This window comes from Streptomyces sp. NPDC001380 (assembly GCF_042895785.1).
GTDB lineage: Bacteria > Actinomycetota > Actinomycetes > Streptomycetales > Streptomycetaceae > Peterkaempfera.
This window is the reverse complement of the sequence record NZ_JBIAWP010000006.1, coordinates 215945-236825: the sequence shown is the minus strand read 5'-3', so window position 1 is coordinate 236825 and position 20881 is coordinate 215945. Positions and strand designations below refer to the sequence as shown.

General features: G+C 76.7%; 15 protein-coding genes, 1 tRNA gene and 1 riboswitch. Of the genes, 7 read left to right on the top strand and 9 right to left on the bottom strand.

Going from position 1 to position 20881, the window contains the following annotated elements; genetic code table 11:
• Nucleotides 1–242 precede the first annotated feature (242 nt).
• Nucleotides 243–1067, bottom strand: a complete 825-nt coding sequence (locus ACFY07_RS10355; protein ID WP_390868264.1) for a DUF1906 domain-containing protein — start codon at nt 1065–1067, stop codon at nt 243–245.
• Nucleotides 1068–1161: 94 nt separating this feature from the next.
• Here ACFY07_RS10355 and ACFY07_RS10350 point away from each other — a divergent pair, with 94 nt between their 5' ends.
• Nucleotides 1162–2235 carry a DMT family transporter gene (locus ACFY07_RS10350; RefSeq protein WP_390868263.1) on the top strand — a complete coding sequence of 358 codons (1074 nt, stop codon included), beginning with the start codon at nt 1162–1164 and terminating at the stop codon, nt 2233–2235.
• A gap of 170 nt (nt 2236–2405) precedes the next feature.
• Here ACFY07_RS10350 and ACFY07_RS10345 read toward each other — a convergent pair whose 3' ends face one another.
• The gene (locus ACFY07_RS10345; RefSeq protein WP_230649261.1) at nt 2406–2729 is read right to left on the bottom strand and encodes a hypothetical protein; all 324 of its coding nucleotides are present in this window, start codon (nt 2727–2729) and stop codon (nt 2406–2408) included.
• A 241-nt stretch (nt 2730–2970) separates the two neighbouring features.
• On the bottom strand, nt 2971–4434 hold the full coding sequence (locus ACFY07_RS10340; RefSeq protein ID WP_390868307.1) for an MFS transporter: 1464 nt from the start codon (nt 4432–4434) through the stop codon (nt 2971–2973).
• A 179-nt stretch (nt 4435–4613) separates the two neighbouring features.
• On the opposite strand from ACFY07_RS10340, the gene ACFY07_RS10335 reads away from it, so the two are divergent.
• A complete protein-coding gene (locus ACFY07_RS10335; RefSeq protein ID WP_390868262.1) occupies nt 4614–5516 on the top strand; it encodes a helix-turn-helix transcriptional regulator in 903 nt (300 codons plus the stop codon).
• Nucleotides 5517–5612: 96 nt separating this feature from the next.
• Here the strand turns inward: ACFY07_RS10335 and ACFY07_RS10330 are convergent, their stop codons facing one another.
• The 3 genes from ACFY07_RS10330 to ACFY07_RS10320 all read right to left on the bottom strand — a co-directional run bounded on the left by ACFY07_RS10330 (nt 5613) and on the right by ACFY07_RS10320 (nt 11242).
• Nucleotides 5613–5783 (bottom strand): DUF5670 family protein, encoded by a 171-nt coding sequence (locus tag ACFY07_RS10330; protein WP_230649259.1) that lies wholly within the window; start codon nt 5781–5783, stop codon nt 5613–5615.
• Between the two features lie 114 nt (nt 5784–5897).
• Complete coding sequence (locus ACFY07_RS10325) at nt 5898–7157, bottom strand: cytochrome P450 (protein WP_390868261.1); 1260 nt, start codon at nt 7155–7157, stop codon at nt 5898–5900.
• 170 nt (nt 7158–7327) lie between these two features.
• On the bottom strand, nt 7328–11242 hold the full coding sequence (locus tag ACFY07_RS10320; protein WP_390868260.1) for a SpoIIE family protein phosphatase: 3915 nt from the start codon (nt 11240–11242) through the stop codon (nt 7328–7330).
• Between the two features lie 352 nt (nt 11243–11594).
• Between ACFY07_RS10320 and ACFY07_RS10315 the strand changes: the two genes are divergently transcribed.
• A complete protein-coding gene (locus tag ACFY07_RS10315; protein WP_390868259.1) occupies nt 11595–12146 on the top strand; it encodes a hypothetical protein in 552 nt (183 codons plus the stop codon).
• Nucleotides 12147–12232: 86 nt separating this feature from the next.
• On the opposite strand, the gene ACFY07_RS10310 is transcribed toward ACFY07_RS10315, so the two are convergent.
• Both ACFY07_RS10310 and ACFY07_RS10305 read right to left on the bottom strand, forming a co-directional pair.
• Nucleotides 12233–12321: transfer RNA gene (locus ACFY07_RS10310), tRNA-Ser, on the bottom strand.
• A 69-nt stretch (nt 12322–12390) separates the two neighbouring features.
• Nucleotides 12391–13962: a S1C family serine protease gene (locus ACFY07_RS10305; protein ID WP_390868258.1), complete on the bottom strand. Its 1572-nt coding sequence runs from the start codon at nt 13960–13962 to the stop codon at nt 12391–12393.
• 166 nt (nt 13963–14128) lie between these two features.
• Nucleotides 14129–14265, top strand: a riboswitch (TPP riboswitch).
• On the opposite strand from ACFY07_RS10305, the gene ACFY07_RS10300 reads away from it, so the two are divergent.
• The 4 genes from ACFY07_RS10300 (at nt 14255) to ACFY07_RS10285 (ending at nt 19167) form a co-directional block, all read left to right on the top strand.
• Nucleotides 14255–15676, top strand: coding sequence for a purine-cytosine permease family protein (locus ACFY07_RS10300; RefSeq protein WP_390868257.1), 1422 nt, complete (start codon nt 14255–14257; stop codon nt 15674–15676). Its footprint overlaps the riboswitch before it by 11 nt.
• Before the next feature lie 69 nt (nt 15677–15745).
• A complete protein-coding gene (locus ACFY07_RS10295; protein WP_390868256.1) occupies nt 15746–16795 on the top strand; it encodes a glycerophosphodiester phosphodiesterase in 1050 nt (349 codons plus the stop codon).
• A gap of 231 nt (nt 16796–17026) precedes the next feature.
• Nucleotides 17027–17662 (top strand): ATP-binding protein, encoded by a 636-nt coding sequence (locus tag ACFY07_RS10290; RefSeq protein ID WP_390868255.1) that lies wholly within the window; start codon nt 17027–17029, stop codon nt 17660–17662.
• 506 nt (nt 17663–18168) lie between these two features.
• Nucleotides 18169–19167, top strand: a complete 999-nt coding sequence (locus ACFY07_RS10285) for a DUF5926 family protein (protein ID WP_390868254.1) — start codon at nt 18169–18171, stop codon at nt 19165–19167.
• Nucleotides 19168–19606: 439 nt separating this feature from the next.
• Here the strand turns inward: ACFY07_RS10285 and ACFY07_RS10280 are convergent, their stop codons facing one another.
• A complete protein-coding gene (locus ACFY07_RS10280) occupies nt 19607–20374 on the bottom strand; it encodes a bifunctional DNA primase/polymerase (RefSeq protein WP_390868253.1) in 768 nt (255 codons plus the stop codon).
• Nucleotides 20375–20881 lie beyond the last annotated feature (507 nt).

The following is a 20881-nucleotide window of genomic DNA, read 5'->3' as shown; positions in this document are numbered from 1 at the left end:
CTGTCCCCGTGGCGGCCGGATGTCAGCAGGCGATTCCGTACTGCAACCCGGCCCGCGCGCCCGGGCCGGCCGCGCCGCCGCCCCGGGCGCCCGGCCCGTCCGCCCGCCGGCCGGCCGCCGTCCGCCGTCCGCCCACCACCGCGTCAGCGCCCGGCCGGTGCGCGGCCGGTGTCCGGTCAGCGCACGGTCAGCGCACGGTCAGCGCCCGGCCGGAATTCCGCCGCCGCCCGGCCGGCGCCCCGTCACCGGCGGACCACCGCCACCGGCGCGTCCACGGAGTTGCGGTCGATGGTGAGGGCGGCGCCGCCGTGGCTCTCCCGGACGTTGCCGCTGTACTGGTGGATGCGGTGGTGCCGCCAGGCGTGGTGCGGGAGGCACCAGGTGCGTCCGGTGCCCCGGCGGCCGTTCCAGTGCGCGAACCAGACGGTGCCGGGCAGCGGTCCGCGGCCGGCCCGACGGGCGGCGGCCAGGTCGGCGATGCCGGAGGCGGCACTGCCGTAGAAGCCCGACCGGTAGCGGGCGGCCCTGAGCCCTGTGGTCCAGCCGACGGCGTAGTCGACGACGGCGCGGGTGCAGCGGGCGTCGTTGCGCCGGTAGCTCTCGACGTCGAGGTAGAGCGGGCTGCCGGCCCGCAGGCCGAGGGCGCGGGCGCGGCGGACGGCGTCGGCGGCCTGCGCGCGGCCCTGGGCGCGGGCGCGGCGGGGGTCGATGCGGGCGAGCCGGTGGTGGGGTGAGGTGCGGCAGGGCGGCTGGAGGCCGACGTACACCGGCAGGAGCCGCCAGCCCATGCGGTCGACGGCGCGGACCCAGCCGGCGGTGAGGCGCGGCTGGGCGCAGGCCCGGTTGACGCCGCCGATGTAGATGCCGGCCGCGCGGTACGGGGAGTGGCGGTACCAGCGGCGCATGGCGTCGAGGGAGGGGGCGGAGCAGGAGTCGAAGGCCCGCCCGGTGAAGTAGCGGGCCCGGGCGGCCGCGGCGGCCGGCGGGGCGTCCGCGAGCACGGCGGCGGGCGGGGCGAGCAGGACGAGGGTGGCGGCCAGGACGGCCGCGGGTCGCGGTAGACGCACGGTCCATCGTTTCCTTTTGAGATGATTTTCCACTTATCGCCACGCCGAGGTAACGAGTTTGCGGCCTCTGCGGTCCTTACGACAGACTGGGCCCATGTCCTCCCCCGCCCCCGAGCGCGTCCTGCCCGGCGTCCCCGCCGAGGCCCTCGTCGTGCCGCCCTCCCCCAAGGGCGAGCCCGCAGGCGAGCGCGGCGGGTGGCGACGAGGCGCCGTCCGCACCGGGGACCCGGGCCCCGCACCCGGACCGGCCCCCCGCCCCCCGGGGCGGCGGACCCCGACCCTGCTGCGGCGCCTGGACTCGGTCCCGGCGCCGCTTTTCTGCCTCCTCGCCATGGGGACCGTGCAGTCGGGCATCGCGCTCTCCACCCCGCTCTTCGGACCGCTCGGCGTCACCGGCACCACCTTCCTGCGGCTGGTCGTCGCCGCCGCGGTGCTGCTCACCGCCACCCGGCCCCGGCTGCGCGACCGGTCCCCGCGCGACCTCGCCTCGGCCGGCCTGCTCGGCGTCGCCTCGGCGGGGATGACCCTGCTCTTCGCCGGGGCGGTGCACCGGCTGCCGATGGGCACCGCCGCCACCATCGAGTTCCTCGGCCCCCTCGCGGTGTCCCTCGCCCTCGCCCGCCGCCTCGGCCACGTGCTGTGGGCGTGCCTGGCCGGCGGCGGCGTGGTGCTGCTCACCGCGGCCGGCGGCCACGGCGCCGGGGGCGGCGGGCACGCGGGCCTCGACCCGGTCGGCCTGGCCTTCGCGTTCGGCGCGGCCGCCTGCTACGCCGGGTACATCCTGCTCACCCACCGGGTGGGCGCGGCGTTCCGCGGCTTCGAGGGCCTGGCCGTCTCCATCGCGGTCGGCGCCGTCGTGCTCGCCCCGGTCGGACTGGCCCCGGCCTGGCACGGGCTGGCGGCGGACCCGCACCCGTGGGCCCTGCTGCTGCGGGTCGCGGGGGTGGCGATGCTCTTCCCGGTCATCCCCTACGCCCTGGAGATGACCGCGCTGCGGCGCCTGCCGCAGCGGGTGTTCAGCGTGGTCGTCAGCCTGGAGCCGGCGGTGAGCGCCGGGGTCGGCGCGGTGGTGCTGGGGCAGCTGGTGGGGCTGCCGCAGGCGCTCGGCATCGCCTGCGTGGTGGCGGCCAGCGCCGGGGCGACCCTGACCGGACGCGGAGCGGGCTGAGCCCTCCGCGGCGGGCCGCCCGGTCCTCGGCCGGGCCCCTGCGCGGCGGCACGGCGCGCGGAGGCCCGGCGCGCGGAGGCCCGGCGCGCGGAGGCCCGGGGGCGGCACCGCGGCGGTGCCGCCCCCCGGGGCCGGCGTGCGGTGACCCTTTCCGCCGCCGGAGGCCCCCGTCAGCCGGCGGGCTGCGCGTAGTGGATGTTCAGGTTGTTCTGCGTGGAGTAGAGCTGGCCGGAGTTGCCCCTCACCCCCAGGGTGTTGTCCTGGTTGGAGGCGCCGGAGCCGGTGGCGGTCTGCTGCGCCCAGTCCGTGTTGCCGTCGACCCGGCCGAAGACGTTCCCGCTGCCGGTGGCGGAGACGGCGGAGCCGCTGGAGCCGTCGCCGGCCGGAACGCCGGGGGCCGCCTGGGCGGCGGCCGCCCCGGCGAGGAGCAGGGCCGCCGCCAGGGGCGCGGCCGCGAGGAGGCCGGTCGGGCGGGCGGTCCGGAAACGAGCCATGGTGTCCTCCGGGAGGCTGGAGTCGGATGTGCGGGCTGCGACGCCGGGACCAGCGTTCCGCAACAAATCGACAAAGTTCCAGCACGAACGGTTCATTTAGCCCGTAGGTGTGACATCGCACCGCCAAACCCCCTCCGGGCCCCCGCCGCCCGTCCGGCCCAACCCGGTCGCGGACCGGGCCGCAGCCGGGACCACGGCCCCGGCCGGACCAGGGGCCGCAGCCGGGGCCGCTCCCCGGGCCTCACCCCACCGTGCGCGGCAGCCGGGTGCTGAGCAGCACGACCGCCGCCGTACCGGCCAGCTGCAGCAGGAGCACCAGCACGACGGCGTCCCGCATGCCCAGCGCGGAGGCCGGCGCGAGCGAGAGGAAGAGCGTGCCCAGGGTCGCCACGCCCAGGGCGAGGCTCGACTGCTGGGTGGTGACGAGCACGCCGCTGCCCACCCCGGCCCGCTCCACCGGCACGTCCGCCAGCACCACCCGGAACAGCGGCGTCATCACCAGGCCCTGCCCCAGCCCGGCGAGCGCGGTCCCCGGCAGCAGGTCCAGCGGGCCGAGGTCCGGCCAGCCGCGCAGGAAGGTCGCGGCCAGCACCACCAGTCCGGCGCCCTGCAGCAGCGCGCCGGCCGTGATCGTGCGGCTCCCGTACCGGCCGACCAGCCGCGGGCCGGCCAGCGAGGCGGCGAAGAAGCCCAGCGCCATCGGCACCAGGGCCGCCCCCGCCGCGACCGGGCCGAGCCGCAGCCCCTGCTGGAGTGCCACCGCGACCGTGAACATGAACCCGCCGAAGCCCGTGAAGAACGGCAGCCCCAGCGCCAGCCCGCGCCGCAGCCCCGGCACCGCGAGCAGCGACGGCGGCACCAGCGGCACCCGGCCGGCCCGCTCGCCCCGCCGCTCCACCGCGGCGAACGCGGCAGCGGCGAACGGGAACGCGGCCAGCAGCAGCCAGGTCCACAGCGGCCACCCCAGGGCCCGGCCCTCCGTCAGCGGCACCAGCAGCGCCAGCAGCGAGGCCGCCAGCAGCGCCGTGCCCGCGACGTCCACCCGGGCCGGGTGCGGGGAGCGGCTCTCCGGGACGGCGCGCAGCGCCAGCGCGGCGGCGGCCAGCGCGACCGGCACGTTGACCAGGAAGATCGCCCGCCAGCCGGTGCCGAACAGGTCGGCGGAGACGAGCACCCCGCCCAGGACCTGCCCGACGACCACGGAGATCCCGCCGACCGCGCCGTAGCGGCTCAGGGCGCGGGCCCGGTGGTGCCCGGTGGTGGTGGCCTGGATGGTGGCCAGCACCTGCGGCAGCATCAGCGCGGCCGCGGCGCCCTGGGCGATCCGGGCGGCGACCAGCGTGCCGGCGGTGGGGGCGAGGCCGCAGGCGAGGGAGGTCGCCGCGAAGGCGACGGCCCCGGCGGTGAACAGGCGGCGCCGGCCGAAGGTGTCGCCCAGCCGGCCGCCGAGCACCAGCAGGACGGCGTAGGCGACGCCGTAGCCGGCGACCACCAGCTCCAGCACGGCCGGTCCGGCGGACAGCTCGCGGTCGATGGTGGGCAGGGCGACGTTGACGATGAAGAAGTCGAGCATCGGGAGGAAGGCGCCCAGCAGCACGGTGGCCAGCCCCAGCGGGCCCAGCGCGGCCGCGGGGGCCGCGGGGCCCCCGGGGGCCGCGGCGACGGGGGCGGCGACGGTGCGCGGGGCGCCGCCCGGGCGGATCACCCGGGGCAGCACGGTGGCGCGGGAGGGGGGCACGGCGGTGGCCGCGCGGGCTGCGGTCCGTTCGGTCGTCTCGTTCACGGGACCCACTCTGTGCCACCCTTCAGAGGGGTACCAGAGTGTGGTTATCCAGGTATCAGCAGTACCTGGCACAGGGATCGCCTCTGCGCCATGCTGGGACCATGACCACCGCTGCCACCGCCCCGCCGGCCTCCCCTCCGGCCTCCCCGCCGACCGCCGCCCCCGGCGACCGGGTGCGGCGCCGGGAGCTGGCCTCCTTCCTCCGCAGCCGCCGGGAGCGGATCACCCCGGAGCAGGTGGGCCTGCCCTCGGGCGGCCGCCGCCGCACCCCGGGCCTGCGGCGCGAGGAGGTCGCCCAGCTCTCCGCCGTCGGCGTCACCTGGTACACGTGGCTGGAGCAGGCGCGCGACATCCAGGTGTCGGCGCAGGTGCTGGACGCGGTCGCCCGCACCCTGATGCTCGACCCGAACGAGCGGGCCCACCTCTTCCTGCTGGCCGGCACGGTCGACCCCTCCCCGGACCGGACGTGCGCCTACCTCACCCCGGCGCTGCGGGAGATGATCGCCCGCCTGGAGCCGCTGCCCGCCTGCGTGATCAACGGCCGGTACGACATCCTCGCCTACAACCGCACCTACGCCCGGCTCGTGGACGACCTGGACGCGCTGCCCGCCGAGGACCGCAACGGCCTGTGGCTGGCGTTCACCCACCCCGCGTGGCGGCAGGCCATGGTCGACCGGGACGCCGCGCTGGCGTCGATGGTGGCCCGCTACCGGGCGGCGATGGCGAACCACGTCGCCGAGCCCGCCTGGAAGGCGCTGGTCAAGCGGCTGCGCGCGGCCTCGCCGGAGTTCGCCGCCGCCTGGGAGCGGCACGAGGTCGCGCAGCCGGACGCCGGCGGTTCCAAGCGCTTCCTCAACCCGCACGTCGGGCTGCTCGCCTTCGACTTCACCCACCTGTGGCTCTCGCCGCGGATGGGCACCCGCCTGATCACGTACACCCCGGTGGACGACGCGACCCGCGCCCGCCTGGACCGCCTGCACGACCTCTCCCTGGAGAGCGGCTGACGCCGCGTCGGCCGACGTGGCGTCATGTCCCCGGCACATCAAGGGGCCCCGCCGGTGCGGCGGGGCCCCTGGACGTGCCGGTCGTCCGGTGCGCGGTTACCAGCGGTACCAGCGGCCGCGGCCGCCGCCGGAGCCCGCGCTCCGGAAGACGAAGCCCAGCGCCCAGACGATCAGGACGATGACGGCGATCCACCAGAGCGCCTTGAGGGCGAAACCGGCACCGAAAAGGACCAGAGCAAGCAGCAGAACCAGCAGCAAAGGAATCATTGTGTCCCACCTCCTGGCTCCGCGCTTGCCCCCGGCCGGCACCTTCATGCCTGCTTTCCCGGAAAGCCGCTGACCCCCTGTCGGGGACGGACCGCGGCCCCCGCGGACCGCGGGTCAGAAGGTGAACGGGAGCGACCTCACCCGGTGGTCGAAGCTCGACGGCACCAGCACCGGCTCCCCCGCCGCGCGCACCTGCGGCAGCCGGGTCAGCAGCTCGGTGAAGAGCGCCCGCATCTCCTGCCGGGCCAGGTGGGCGCCCAGGCAGAAGTGCGGGCCGCCGCCCCCGAAGCCCAGGTGCGGGTTGGGGCTGCGGGTGATGTCGAAGGCGTCCGGGTCGGCGAAGACCGAGGCGTCGCGGTTGGCGGAGGCGAAGAACAGCACCGCCTTCTCCCCCCTGCGCAGGACGTGCCCGCCGATCTCGTGGTCGTGCGCCAGCGTCCGCCGGAACTGGATGATCGGCGAGGAGTGGCGGACCATCTCCTCCACCGCGCCCCCGATCCGCCCCTCGACGTCCGCCATGAGCAGCTCCCGCTGCTCCGGGTGGCCGGTGAGCAGCCGCAGGCCGTGCGCCATCGCGTTGCGGGTGGTCTCGACACCCGCCACCAGCAGCAGGGAGAAGAAGGCGCCCAGTTCGCGGGAGTCCAGTCCCCGCCCGTCCACGTCGGCCGTCACCAGCGCGGAGATGAGGTCGTCGGCGGGGCGGCGGCGGCGCTCCCGTCCGACCTCGGCGACCAGCCACTGCATGCGGGCCAGCGCCCGCAGGCCCCGGCCCGGCACCCGCAGCCGGCGGCGGCGCACCCCCGTGTGCTCGGTGGCGTCGTCGACCAGGTCCAGGATGCGGCGGCGCGGCTCCTCGGGGATGCCCATCATCGTGCAGATGACCTCGTAGGGCATGGGTCCGGCGACGGCGGCGACGAAGTCCCCGGGGCGGCGGGCCGCCACGTCGTCGACGATCCGGCGGGCGGTGGCGCGGATGTCCTCCTCGACCCGGGCGACCAGGCGGGGGGTGAAGGCCCGCGACACGACGCGGCGCAGCTGGGCGTGGCGGGGGTCGTCCAGGTTGACCATGGAGTCGCCGAAGAGGGCCCGCACCCAGCGGGCGGGTTCGGGGGTGGTGACGCCCGGTCCGCTGACGAAGGTCCGCGGGCTGCGGCCGGCCGCGACGACGTCGGCGTGCCGCACGAGGGCGTGGAAGCCCCGGCGGGGGCGGAGCGCGGACGCCTCCCGCTCGGTGAAGAAGACGGGGTGGTCCAGGTCCCGCAGCCGGGCGAAGGCCGCGTCCCGCTCGGCGGCGGGGAGCCGCCAGAAGCGCGGGTCGGCGAGGTCGGCGGAGGCCCGCACCGGACGGGCGGCCGCTTCCGTGTGCGCAGTCATGGGGGCGTTATCGGCAGGAGGCGGCGGCCCGTCCAGTCCGCGCGGTGCCGTTCACCCGGTCGGGCCGGTCGGGCCCGCGGGGCCGGTCGTACCGGAAGGCCGGGTGGACGCGGCGCGGCCCGCGGCGGCCGGGTGCGGCGTCCCGGTGCGGCACGCGGCACCGCACCGGCTCACCCGTGCCCGGGCGGCAGCTCCAGCTCCGCCCACACCACCTTGCCGTGCGGCGTGGTCCGACTGCCCCACCGGTGCGCCAGTTCGTTGACCAGCCGCATGCCGCGGCCGCCCTCGTCCTCCGCGGAGGCGCGCCGCAGCCGGGGCGGCTGGTGCCCGATGTCCGCCACCTCCACGGTGAGGACCCGGTCGCGGATCAGCCGCAGCTGCTTGGGCGCGCCGGCGTGCAGCAGGGCGTTGGTGACCAGCTCGCTGACCAGCAGCTGGGCGAAGTCCGAGAGGGCGTTCAGCCGCCAGTCCTGCAGGACCTGCCGGGTGAAGCGGCGGGCCTCGCTCGCCGTCGTGCGGTCCCGGTCCAGCGGCAGCGTGGCGACCCGGTCGGCGGGGACGGGCGTGGCCCGGGCCATGATGACCGCGACGTCGTCCTCGGTGCCGGCCCGCACCAGGGTCTCGACGACGGCGTCGCAGGTCTCCTCCAGCGTGCCGCGGCGTTCGGCGACGGTCCGGCAGAGCAGGCCGATCCCCTGGTCGATGTCCTCGCCGCGGCGCTCGACCAGGCCGTCGGTGTACAGCACCAGCACGGCGCCCTCGGGCAGGGTGAGGTCCACGCTCTCGAAGACCGCGCCGCCGACGCCGAGCGGCACCCCCGACGGCACGTCCACCGGCCGGCTGCTGCCGTCGGGGCAGGACACCACCGGCGGCAGGTGCCCGGCGCTGGCCACCGTGCAGCTGCGCTCCACCGGGTCGTACACGGCGCAGACGCAGGTCGCGAACTGGCCCTCGCCCATGCCCGAGGTCGTCTCGTCGAGCCGGGTCAGCAGCTGCTCGGGCGGCATGTCCAGCGTGGCGAGGGTGCGGGCGACGGTGCGGATCTGCCCCATGGTGGCGGCGGCCCGGATGCCGTGCCCCATCACGTCGCCCACCACCAGCGCGACCCGCCCGCAGGACAGCGGCACCACGTCGAACCAGTCGCCGCCGACCTCGCTGACCAGGCTGCTCGGCAGGTACCGGTGGGCGATCTCCAGGCCCAGCGTCGGGTGGACCTCCTGCGGCAGCAGGCTGCGCTGCAGGGTCAGCGCGGTGGCGCGCTCGCGCCGGTACAGGCGGGCGTTGTCGACGCAGACCGCGGCGCGGCTCACCAGCTCCTCGGCGAGGGCCACGTCCTCCGGCCCGAAGGGCTCCGAGCCCCGCAGCCGCACGAACTCCGCGCCGCCCAGCACCGCCCCCCGGGCCAGCAGCGGCACCATCAGGTACGAGCGGACCCCGGCCTCCAGCGCGGGCGCCACCCGGTCCGGGGTGGCCACGATGCTCCGCACGTCGTCCTCGGTGACGTCCGCGACCAGCACCGAGCGGCCGGTGCGCAGGCTGCGGGCGTAGAGCTTGGAGGAGCCGAACTCGGAGGTCTCCCCCACGGTGTCGGTCACCGGCGAGGCGCCCGGCCCGCGGGCGCGGCCCACCGCGACGGCGCGCAGCAGCACCGGGCCGTCCTCCGGCACGGTGGCCGGCTCCTCCCCGCGCAGCACCGGGTCCAGCAGGTCCACGGTGACCAGGTCGGCGAACCGCGGCACCGCCAGCTCCACCAGCTCCTCGGCCGTGCGTTGCAGGTCCAGGGTGGTGCCGATGCGGCTGCCGGCCTCGTTGATGAGCGCGAGGCGGGCCTGCGCGGTCTGGGCCTCCTCCAGGGCCTGCTGCCGCTGCCGGGCGGACTCGCGCTGGCTCGTGTAGAGCCGCGCGTTGTCGATGGAGATGGCGGCGCGGGCGGTGATCTCCACGGCCAGCGCCAGGTCCTCGGCGGTGAACGGCTCGGGGGTGTCCCGCAGGCGGACGAACTCGGCCCCGCCCAGCACCAGGCCGCGGGCCCGCATGGGCACCGCCATGTACGAGTGCAGGCCCTCCCGGCGGAAGACCTCCACGCGGGAGGGGACGCTCGCGATGCGCTCCAGGTCCGCGGGACCCACCTCGGGGACGAGCACCGGGCGGCCCGAGGCGAGGCAGCGGGCGTGGTAGGTGTCGGCGCCCCACCCCTTGGCGGTGCCCGCGGCGTCGATGCCCTCCGCCGTCATCGGCCGGTCCTGCTCCGGGCCGACGGCCAGGGTGCGCAGCCGGACCTGCCAGTCGGGGTCCGGCGCGGCGGGCGGGGCGCCGTGGACCACCGACTCGCGGACGGCCACCGCGGCGGCGTCCGCCAGGCGGGGCACCGCCACGTCCATCAGCTCGCGGGCGGTGCGGCCCATGTCCAGGGTCGTGCCGATCCGGGTGCCGGCCTCGTTGATGAGCAGCAGCCGCTCGCGGGCCGCGTTGGCCTCCTGCAGCGCCCGCTGCCGGGCCTCCGCGGTGCTGTGCTCCCGGGTGTACAGCCACGCGTTGTCGATGGAGACGGCGGCGCGGGCGGCCAGCTGGTCGGCGAGGGTGGTGTCCTCGTCCTCGAACGGCTCGCGCTCGCCGTGCCGGGCGTACACCACCAGGCCCAGCACCCGGCCACGCGCCACCAGCGGCGTCGCCCGCGCCGACCACGACGTGCGGTCGACGTACCGGCGCAGCCGGGCGGTGCGGATCTCCGTCAGCGAGTCCCGGTTCGGCCAGGGCACCTCCACGGTGCGGCCCGTGGCCAGGGCCTGCGCGTACGGCGAGCCGGGCGGCACCGGGCAGACCTCGTCGAGCTCCAGGTCCTGCAGCGGGAGGGCGGGGTCCGCCGCGGCGGCGGCGATGCGGCGGACCGGCTCGGACTCCCAGCCGGGCTCCGCCTCCGCCCCGGAGACCCGGTGCTCCAGGACGAACACCGTGCCGACGTCGGCGAGCTGCGGCACCATGGCGGCGGCGAGCTCGCGGGCCGTCTCCCGCAGGTCCAGGGTGGTGCCGACGCTGCCCGCGGCCTCCACCAGCATCGCCAGCCGGTCGCGGGCCCGCGCGGCCCGCGCGTCGGCCTCGAACCGCTCGGTGACGTCGATCAGCGACGAGCAGACGCCGAGGATCCGGCCGGCCTGGTCCTGCAGCCGGAAGTACGACGCCGACCAGGCGTGGTCGCGGTCCGGGTCGCCCGGGGTGCGGCCGTGCGACCGGGCGTCGACCACCGGACGCCCGGTGTCGAGGACCTCCTGCATCACGGCCTCGATCTCCAGGCCGTTGATGGCCGGCAGCACCTCGCTCAGCCGCCGCCCGAGGTGCCCCTCCTGCGACACGCCGTTCATCCGGGCCAGCGCCTCGTTGACCCGCACGAACCGCAGGTCGGTGTCGTACACCATCAGCCCGATCGGGGCCTGCGCGAAGAACGCGTCGAGGACCGCCAGGTCCTCCTCGACACGGCGCAGCGAGCGCACGTCGGTGGCCACCGCCAGCACCATCGGCCGGAGGCCCGGGCCGGTCACCGGGTGGGTGCGGAACTCCAGCTCGACCTGGTGCCCGTCGCGGTGCCGCATCGGGAAGGCGCCGGACCAGCTGCTGCCGGACAGGATGCGGGTGAACAGCTCCATGCCCGGTTTCCGCCGATCCTCGGGGACCAGCAGGTCCAGCGAGAAGCGGCCGACCGCCTCGGCGGGCGGATACCCCAGCAGGGACTCGGCGCCGTCGCTCCAGTGCAGGATGCGGCCGTCGTCGCCGATCAGGGCCGTGGCCAGGGGCACCACCAGCAGGCCGCCCGCCCGCTCGGGGCGCGGCGGCGCGGGCGCCGGGAGGGCCGGGGCGCCTCCGGGGGCCGCCGGGCCGGGCGGGCCGGTCCGTCCGGGCGGGCCGTCGACGGCGGAGGCGGTCCCGGCGGCGTGGACCGGCCCCGCGGCAGACGGGAACCCGCCGGCGGCACCAGGACGGCCGGCGCTGCGGGAGGAGGGGGGCTGGCCTTCGATCTCGGACTGGCCTCCGGTGTCGGGCTGGTCGGCGGTGTCGGACTGGTCGGCGGTGTCGGACTGGTCTGCGCGCATGGTCGGGAACCACCTGTGGTCCGGCTCCCGCCCATTCTTCACCCCGACGGCCCCGGACGCCTCCCCCGTGACGCCGTCCTGGTGCCCGGCCCGGGGTACGGCCCCGGCCGCCGGGCCGCCCGGGGCGGGCCGCCGGGAAGGGCGGGGCGGGCGGCCTCAGGGACGGAAAGGTCCGCCACTCGCCCGCACGTGGCCCCGCCGGTTCGGGCGGGGCCTGCCGCAGCGCGGACAGATCGGCCCCTATCGGACCCCCCGAGTAACGGCTCGGCCACGGACCATCCGTCCCCATACCGTCGGGCGACACCCGGCTGACACGCTGTCACCACAAGATCGCCACAACGCCGGGGATGCCATGCACCATCCGTACCAGCAGCCGCCCGCTCCGCCCAGCGGTCCGCCCGGGCGCAGGGGCCCGAAGATCGCAGCCATCGGCTGCGGCGGCCTCCTCGCCCTGCTCCTCCTCATCGGCGGCATCGGTGCCGCCGCCGGGAACGGCGGCACCACGGCCAAGCCCGCCGCGACCGTCACCGCCACCACCACGGCCACGGTCACGGCCCAGGCGGAGCCGGCGCCCACCGTCACCGTCACCCGCACCGCCGAAGCCACCGTGACGGCGACCATGACCGCGAGGGCCGGGACCGCCGGCAGCAGCGCGAAGACCTCCAGGCCCGCGTCCCACTCCGGCGGCAGCACGGCGACCCACAGCTCGGGAAGCAGCACGGGCGGCGGCGGGAACGGCTCCGGCGGCGGAGCGGAACGGTGCAGTATCCGCTCCAACGCGGGGAACTGCTACGAGGCGGGGCAGTTCTGCCGGAAGGCCGACCTGGGCAGCACCACCACCGACGCCGCCGGCCGCCGCATCACCTGCGGCATGGTCTCCGGAAGGCCGCACTGGCACTACTGAGCCGCCCCTGCGAAGGCGCGGCCGCCGGGCATGCGACCGGCCCCTGACCGTCGGTGCTGGTCAGGGGCCGGTTCGTGCAGCTCCCGCGGAGGGCGAGGGATTCGAACCCTCGGCCAGGGTCACCCCTGGCGACAGTTTTCAAGACTGTTCCCTTAGGCCACTCGGGCAGCCCTCCTGGCGGAGGTCAGCCTAACGGGTCGCGGCCGGGCCGGGGTGCGGAGATCGGCATGCCGCGCGGGGCGGGCTACCGGCTGTCGCCCTTGCGCTCGCCGAGGGTGATGGTGGTGGTGCGGCTCTGGCCGTCGCGGGTGTAGACGACCTCCACCTTCTCGCCCGGCCGGTGCGACCAGATCTCGCTGACCAGGGTCGGTCCGCTGTCGATCGGCACGCCGTCGAGCCTGGTGATGACGTCGCCCGGCTTGAGGCCGGCCTTGTCGGCGGGTCCGCCGGGGGTGACGGCCGGGGTGCCCTGGACGTCGGACGGCATGATCTGGGCGCCGTCGCCGTTGTAGTTGTCGTTCCGCAGCACGCCGAAGATGGCGTACACCGGCTGGCCGGTGCGGATCAGCGTGTCGGCGACCCACTTGGCCTGGTTGATCGGGATGGCGAAGCCGAGGCCGATGCTGCCGGCCTGCTCGGTCTGCCCGCCGAAGGGGCTGCTGCCGCCCCCGCCGCCGGTGGACTGGATGGCCGAGTTGATGCCGATGACCTGCCCGCCGGCGTTGAGCAGCGGGCCGCCGGAGTTGCCGGGGTTGATGGAGGCGTCCGTCTGGAGGGCGTTCATGTACGACGCCTGGGCGCCGGTGGAGTCGCCGGAGGCGACGGGCCGGTCCTTGGCGCTGACGATGCCCGTGGTGACGGTGCCCTCCAGGCCGAAGGGGGCGCCGATGGCGACGGTGGCGTCGCCGACCGCGACCTTGTCGGAGTCGCCGAGCGGCAGCGGGCTCAGTCGGCCCTTGGGCGGGTTGTCGAGCTTGACCACGGCCACGTCGTAGCCCTCGGCGCGGCCGACCACGGAGGCGCGGTAGCTGGAGCCGTCGGAGAACTTCACGGTGAGCTTGCCGCCGTCGGCCGCCGGGGCGACCACGTGGTTGTTGGTGAGGATGTGGCCCTCGGTGTCGTAGACGAAGCCGGTGCCCGTGCCGGACTCCTGGGAGCCCTCGGCCTTGATGGTGACGGTGCTGGGCAGCGCCTTGGCAGCGATGCCGGCGACCGACGTGGGGGCCCGGTTGAGGGCGGCCTTGTCGACCGTCGAGGAGACGGTGGTGCTGCTGGTGGAGGAGCCGGAGGCGGAGTCGTCCGCGGCCCAGGCGCCGATGCCGCCGCCGATGCCGCCGGCCGCGAGGGCCACGGCGGCGATCAGCGCGACCATGCCGCCGCGCCCGCGGCGCGGTGCGCCGCCGTCACGGTCGGGCCCGCCGGGCTGTCCGGGCGCGCCCCAGCCGCCGACGGGGTGTCCGGCGCCGAAGGGGTGGCCGCTGGGCGGCGGCCAGGAGGCGTGGTCGGCCGCGCTCCCGGCCGGGCCGGCGCCCTGCCCGGGGCCGTAGGGCGCGCCCGCGGGGACGCCGTACGGCCCGTCGTGGGCGGGCGGGGGCGGGTAGGCGGAGGGCGGCGGGTACGCCCCCGCGGGCTGCTGCGGCGGCGGAGGGGCTGCCGGGTACGGGCGGTCCGCCGCCGGGGCTGCGGGCGCCGCACCGTCCGACGGCACGGCGGGCTGCGGCGCCGTACGGTCGGGAGCCGGACCCACCGCGTCGTGGCCGCCGGCGGGCTGTGCCCCCTGCGGCCCGGTGAACCCACTCTCGTGCTCGGTGCTCACGGACGACCTCCATGGATGACAGGACCTTGGTCCCCAGCATTTCCCATCGTCCGTCTGGGCGCCGTAAGCAGCACACCCGTGCGGACGACGGGTTCCTTAGGCCGGTTTGATGTGTGCAGGTCGCCGGCCTTGGCGGACCCTGCCCTTACGCCTACCATGTCTTCTCGAACTGACACGCGGGAGCTTGGACCCAGACCAGGCTGAGAGGGCGCCGGTCGGCCGCAGCAGCGGACCGAGGGGGCGCCGACCGCCGGAACCTGACCGGGTAATGCCGGCGTAGGGAGCACTGGCCGTGACGGCTTCATCGTCCACGTCCCTGTCCGCACCGGCCTCCGCGGGGGCGTCGCAGCCCCCGGGCGAGGCCCCGCTGGTCCTGGACACCGACCCGCCCCGCCCGCTGGGCTTCCGCGACCAGGCGGCCTTCTGGCTGAACCTGGGCGTGAGCCTCATCGGCTTCAGCAGCGCGGTGACCGTGCTCGGCACAGGCAAGGCCCAGCTGTCGTTCGCCGCCTCGGTGACGGCGATCGCGGTCGGCACCGCGGTCGGCACCGCGATGCTGGCGGTGGCGGCGGTCATCGGCGCCCGCACCGGGGCGCCCGCCATGGCGGTGCTGCGCGGCCTGTTCGGCACCCGGCTCTCCTACGTGCCGACCGTGCTGAACATCGTGCAGTGCGTCGGCTGGGGCGTGTACGAGCTGACCGTCATCGCGATGGGCGCCGAGGCGCTCACCCACGGCCGCGGCTGGCACTGGCTGTACGTGGTGCTGGCGGGCGCCGTGACCACGGCCCTGACCGTGCGGCCGCTGGGCGCGATCGCCCTGCTGCGCCGGTACGTGGCCGTCGCGGTGGGCGTGTCGATGGTGTACTTCACGGTGCAGCTGGTGCGGCAGGGGGTGCCGGACCCGGGCGCGGGCAACTGGCACGGCTTCCTGGGCGCCACCGACTACGTGCTGGCGGTGTCGATCTCCTTCGTCCCGCTGGCCGCCGACTACACGCGGCACTCGCGGACCCCCGGCTCGGCGTTCTGGGGCACCTTCGCCGGCTACACGGTCGCCCAGGTGTGGTGCTTCGTCCTGGGGCTGATGGCGCTGCTGCAGGTCCAGGGGGACAGCGCGAAGATCTTCGACACCTTCCTCGGGGTCACCGCCGGCTGGCTGTTCTTCGCCGTGCTGGTGCTGCGCGAGACGGACCAGTCCTTCGCCAACGTGTACTCGACCGCGATGTCCGTCCACAACCTCTTCCCCCGGGTGGACCGGCGGGTGCTGACCGTCGGGACCGGCGTGCTGGTGACGGTGCTGGCGCTGCCGGTGAAGGAGTTCGCCGACTGGTACTACGGCTTCCTCGGGCTGATCGGTTCGGTCTTCGTGCCGCTGCTGGCCGTGCTGGCGGTCGACTTCTTCCTGGGCCGCGGGCGGCACGGCGGCTGGGACATGTCGGACGGGGCGCCGTCGCGGCCGCTGATGCTGCTGCCGTGGCTGCTGGGCTTCGTGACGTACCAGTTCCTGGCCCCGTCCGACATCGGCGCCTGGTGGACGGACTTCTGGGGGCGGGTGCACGGCTGGGCGGGCTTCGGCCCGCAGGAGTGGACCTCGGCGTCGCTCCTCGCCTTCCTGGTGCCCGCCCTGGTGACCTGGGCCCTGGTGCCGCTGGGCCGGCGCGGCCGGGGCGCGGGGACCCCCGCGCAGGACGCCCCGGAGGCGGCCGCCCGCCCGTAGCGCGGTGTTCACCCGGCCGTCCGCGGCGTCGCGGCCGGCCGGGGGCCGGCCGCCCGTACGCTGGGCCGCGTGAGCACAGCGACACCCCCCGCACCCGTGCCCCTGCTGGCCGTGCCGAACCGGTCCGCCGTCCGCGTGGTCGCCCACCGCGGCTCGTCGGACGCCGTGCCCGAGCACACCCTGGCCGCCTACCGGCTGGCGATCGAGGAGGGCGCGGACGCCCTGGAGTGCGACGTGCGGCTGACCGCCGACGGCCACCTGGTGTGCGTGCACGACCGCCGGGTGGACCGCACCTCCGACGGCCGCGGGGTGGTGTCGACGCTGGAGCTGGCGCAGCTCGCGGAGCTGGACTTCGGGTCGTGGAAGGACGGCGGGCCGCCCGGGGAGCCGGAGGCGCCGGACCGGGTGCCGCCGGCGCCGGGCCCGGACGGTACGGGGACGGCGGCGGGCCGGGAGGCCGATCCGGAGCGGTCCTCGGTGCTGACGCTGGAGCGGCTGCTGGAGCTGGTCGCGGACGCCGGACGCCGCGTGGAGCTGGCGATCGAGACCAAGCACCCGACCCGGTACGCGGGCCGGGTGGAGGCGGAGCTGCTGCGGCTGCTGCACCGCTTCGGCCTGCCGGGGCACGACCGGGGGCGGGCGGGCGGGGGCGCGGAGCCGCCGCCGGTGCGGATCATGAGCTTCTCGCAGCTGTCGCTGCGCCGGGTGCGGCAGGCGGCACCGAGCATCCCCACGGTCTTCCTGATGGAGCGCCTCCCGCTGCGGTTCCGGGACGGGTCGCTGCCGCGGGGCACGGGGATCGCCGGGCCGGGCATCGACCTGGTGCGGGCCAACCCGGGGTTCGTGGCGCGGCTGCACCGGGCCGGGCACCGGGTGCACGTGTGGACGGTGGACGAGCCGGCGGACGTGGAGCTGTGCCTGCGGCTCGGCGTGGACGCGATCATCACCAACCGGCCGCGGCAGGTGCTCGGCCAGCTGGGCCGCGGCGGGGGGACGCCGGGCGTGCGGTCCGCCGCGGAGGGGCCGCGGACGGGCGTCGGCGGGCTCCTACCGGACCCCGGCGCGGCCTCGGGCCGGACGCCGGGCCGCGCTCCTGGCCGGGAACGGGACCGGAGCTGACCGGTTCCGCCCGGACAGGACCAATCCCCGGGCGCGACCTCCGGTAATCATCACATTACGGATTGTCTCCATCGTGTTGTGTGTCATATTCCGACTTCGGGCGATCGTGGAATACCCGTTTCCCGTTCATTCACCCTGGGCATTCACCTCTCGGCATGCGGTAGGCATGCGGTGAAGGAGGTCTCGGGGGTGGCGTTGGTGATGGCGCACGAGGTGCCGACTACGTCGACCATGGCACTGCCGCATGGTCCAGCGAGTGTCGGAGCCGCGCGGCGACGCCTGCGCCGGGAGCTCTGCGACCGGCGGGTACCGGAGACGGTCGTCGACGACGCGGTCCTGATCCTGTCCGAACTGCTCAGCAACGCGTGCCGTCACGCACGGCCGCTCGCACCGCTGCCCGACCTCGACCGGGCCGCCCACGGCCCCGGCGGACCGGCGGGCGGGGCCGCCTCCGGGGAGGCGGGCCGGAGGGCTGCCGACGGGAGACCCGGGGAGCACCGGGAGCCCTGGGAGTCCGGGGACGCGGAGGGCGTCGGCGGCGTCCTGGTGGGCTGGCAGGTCCACGAGGACGGGCTGCTCACCCTGGAGGTCACCGACGGCGGTGCGGCCACCCGGCCGCGCAGCGCCCGGCCCTCGCTCACCTCGCACGGCGGCCGCGGCCTGAGCATCGTCGGCCGGCTCGCCTCCGACTGGGGAGTGCGCGACGCACCCGGCGAGGTGACGGTCTGGGCGGTGCTCCCCGTACGGGCGCGCCACGCGCGGCGCACGGCGCACGGCTGCCGGCCGGCCGCGCTGCAGGTCCCCGCGGCGTCCGACCTCGGACTGTCCGCGGCGCGGCCCCCGGCGGCGGGCGGCGAACCCGCCTGACGAGGCGTGGCGGCGCAGGCGCAGGCGCACCGGGCCGCGCGGCACGGCGGGCAGCACGGCGGCCGGCCGGGGCGGCGGTCGGTCGGCCCGCGCGACAGGAGGCCGGCGGCGGAGCCTGTGCGGCAGTCCCTGCGGTGAGGAATTCCTGATATTCCGTCAGTCATTTTCGGCGACGGCCGCCGGCCGACGGGCACGCGCACGCGACGCACGCCGGCCGGACCGCCCCCGCGCCCCGGCCCCTCCCCCGGCCCGTCGCCTCCCCCGCCCCCGGCTTCCCCCGCCCCCGGCTTCCCCCGCCCGCAGCTTCCCCGGTCCCGGCGCGGCGGCCCGTCCGACGCGCCGCCGCCCCGGGGCGGGCGCGCCGAAGCGGCCTCGGCCCCGGCACGCCCGGATACGCTTCCCGGCGGAGAGAACCACCCGCCGGGAACGGCGTACCGAGAACCACGCACCGAGAACCGCGCACCCGGCACCGCCGGTCGCGTCACCGCATTGGGGAGACCCGCACCATGGCCAAGAAGGCCGCCAAGAAGGCGTCCCAGCGCAAGCCGTCCGCCGCCGCGTCGCAGGAGACCGCCGCCGATCCCGGATCGGTCCCGGTCGTCGGCGCCCGCGAACCCTGCCCCTGCGGGTCCGGCCGCCGGTACAAGGCCTGCCACGGCCGGGAGGCCGCGCACGCCGTGCAGCAGCTGGTGCAGCGCCCGTTCGAGGGGCTGCCCGGCGAGGCGGACTGGGTGGCGATGCGCGAGCTGGTGCCCGCCGCCACCGCGCCGCTGACGCTCCGCCAGGGCGTCGCCGGCGAGGGGGAGCAGCCGTCGGTGACGCTGGCCACGGTGCTGCCGATGGCCTGGCCGGCGATGCGCCGCGCGGACGGCTCGGTGCTGCTGGGCCTGCAGACCCAGGCGTCCTCCGGCGACGTCAGCCGGGACCTGGCGGACGCCCTGGAGCAGGCGCTGGCGGCCGAGCCGGGCAGCCCCGTGCCGGGGCGCCGCCCCGCGCCCGGCGGTCCGCGCCTGCAGGACCTGCTGGACCTGTCCGCGCCGGTGGTGCCGACCGTCCACACCGGTTTCGACTTCTGGCTGGAGGACGCGGAGACCGCCTCCGGCGAGGTGGCGGCGTCCCTGGAGCAGGCGAACGCCTCGGTCATCCCCACCGAGCGGCTGCAGGGCGTGGAGTCCGCGTACTGGTGCGGCACGCCGGAGAAGAACCACCTGCGGTGGGTGACCACCCACCCGGAGGAGGAACTGCTGGACGCGCTGGCACGGCTCTCCGCCGCCGGCGAGGCCTCGCTCGGCGAGGGCACCCGGCTGGTGGGCTCGTTCCGGGCGCACGGGCTGACCGTGCCGGTCTGGGACCTGCCCCGGGAGATGTCGGCGGCGGACTGCGAGAAGCCGGCGGCGGCCTTCGCGGAGCGGCTGGCCGACGTCCTGGCCGCGCCCGCGCCGCTCACGGCGGAGGAGCGCCGGGTGCGGGCGGGTCTGGTGAACCGCCAGATCACCCTCGGCTGACCGTTCCGGGCCCCGCCCCCGCGGCGGGGCCCGCAGCCGGTCCCCCGCTGGCGGCGGACCGCCCGCGAGGCGGATCCGCCGGGATCGGGACGGGCTCCGCACCGGACCGGTCACGAATCGCGTGAGACCTGTCACATTTCCGTCGTCGCAACCGAACACCCAGGTCGGGATCGGTCGTGTGAATTTGCGGATCGTCCGATCCTTGTTACCGTTTAAACAGCCCGGTCGCTGGTGCATCCCCCGTCGCCAGCGGCCGGGCGTTCGACTTCCCGGCCCGTCCCCGGCCCCTGCGGCCCGGTGGCGGGCCGTCGGCGTACCGGGACCCCGCGGCCCCTCCGGCGGAGGCGCGCACCGGACGGCCGGCCCGGCACCGGCGCGGTCCGGCACCGTCCCGACCCGGGCACGGCCCGTCGGCACGGCGGCCCCGTTCCGCCGGGCCTCAGTACGCCAGACGGCTGCCGTCGGGCGTCGCGGTGCTCGCCGCCACCAGCGCGTCCAGGAGGTCGCCGACCCGCGGCAGCCAGGGGGCCCCGCCCGGCGCGCCGTCGGCGGCCGCCGGCGGGCGCTCCCACCGCACCGTGCCGCGGCCGGTCCGGGACGGCGGCAGCACCACGTAGCCGCCGGGCCCGTGGTAGCGCAGCGAGGTGGGCACGTTCTCCTGACGGACCAGCAGTTCGCCCAGCTCGTCGAAGCCGAAGGGCGCGACGAGCAGCACGTGGCGGGTCGGGGTGGCCACCACCGGACCGGTCCGCACGTGCAGCGCGTCGAAGTAGTCGAGGACCCGGGCGCCGGCGGCGGCGGGGAGGCTCACCGCCGCGACGGCGCCTCCGGTGGCGACGACGATCGGTGCGTCGGGCCGCTGGGCCCACCACCACCGGACCATCGCCGGGTCGGTGGTGGCCGCGAGCAGCGGCGGGTCGTGGGGGTGGGCGCCCGGGACCGGGCAGTCCGGCCGGGGGCAGGCGCAGCAGCGGACCGTCCGGCGGCGGTCGCCGCGGGCCCGGCGGCCTCCGGAACCCCCTGCGGCGTCCCCGCCGCCGTCGGCAGCCCCGATGCCGCCGGCGCGCTCGGCGAAGCGGTCGCGGAGCGGGCGCGGCCGGGTCCCGGCGCCCGGCAGCACTGGCCATTTCCACTGCTCCGCGCAGGTCAGGGCCGCGGCCGGCAGCGCCGACCTCTTCCTCCGTCGCCTTCCGAGGATCTCGCGCATGTGCGCTCGTTCCTTTCCGTGACCGTTGAGGCTCGGGCAGTGACACACGGGGCGGCGTGAGCGGGCGCCTGGACAAGCGCACCACGGCCGCGCCGTTTCCGGTATGTGGCGAGGGGTGGCGGATGGTGGCGTTTGCCCCCCGCGGCCTCCGCGGAGGTTTCGCTGCGGGCGGCCGTGGGGAGACCCGGGGCCCGTTGTGCGGCGGCGGCGCCCGGATCGGTGCGGGGCTGCGGTGGTGCCGGTCCCGGAGGAGCACCCCCCGGTGTTCGGGGTGACGCGGCGCGAGGAGCGGTGGTTCCGCCGGACGGGGGAGCGGATTCCGGCCGTCCGGGCGCACGTCCATCGTACGGCCGGGGCCGGGGGCGCAGCAGACCCCCGGCGGCGCCGGTCGCGGCCATCGCGTCCCCTCCCTCCCGCTCGGACGGCGGCCCCGTACGGGCCGCGCCTGCACCTTCGTCTCTCCGATATCGCGCCCGGCACGCAGGCGGTTCGGAGGAGGGGCCGGTC

Coding starts and splice junctions, on each gene's coding strand:
- ACFY07_RS10345 (WP_230649261.1), bottom strand. CDS start 2,729: ATGGCTCGTTTCCGGACCGCCCGCCCGACCGGCCTCCTCGCGGCCGCG.
- ACFY07_RS10350 (WP_390868263.1), top strand. CDS start 1,162: ATGTCCTCCCCCGCCCCCGAGCGCGTCCTGCCCGGCGTCCCCGCCGAG.
- ACFY07_RS10330 (WP_230649259.1), bottom strand. CDS start 5,783: ATGATTCCTTTGCTGCTGGTTCTGCTGCTTGCTCTGGTCCTTTTCGGT.
- ACFY07_RS10285 (WP_390868254.1), top strand. CDS start 18,169: ATGGCCAAGAAGGCCGCCAAGAAGGCGTCCCAGCGCAAGCCGTCCGCC.
- ACFY07_RS10315 (WP_390868259.1), top strand. CDS start 11,595: ATGCACCATCCGTACCAGCAGCCGCCCGCTCCGCCCAGCGGTCCGCCC.
- ACFY07_RS10290 (WP_390868255.1), top strand. CDS start 17,027: ATGGCACTGCCGCATGGTCCAGCGAGTGTCGGAGCCGCGCGGCGACGC.
- ACFY07_RS10335 (WP_390868262.1), top strand. CDS start 4,614: ATGACCACCGCTGCCACCGCCCCGCCGGCCTCCCCTCCGGCCTCCCCG.
- ACFY07_RS10320 (WP_390868260.1), bottom strand. CDS start 11,242: ATGCGCGCAGACCAGTCCGACACCGCCGACCAGTCCGACACCGCCGAC.
- ACFY07_RS10325 (WP_390868261.1), bottom strand. CDS start 7,157: ATGACTGCGCACACGGAAGCGGCCGCCCGTCCGGTGCGGGCCTCCGCC.
- ACFY07_RS10280 (WP_390868253.1), bottom strand. CDS start 20,374: ATGCGCGAGATCCTCGGAAGGCGACGGAGGAAGAGGTCGGCGCTGCCG.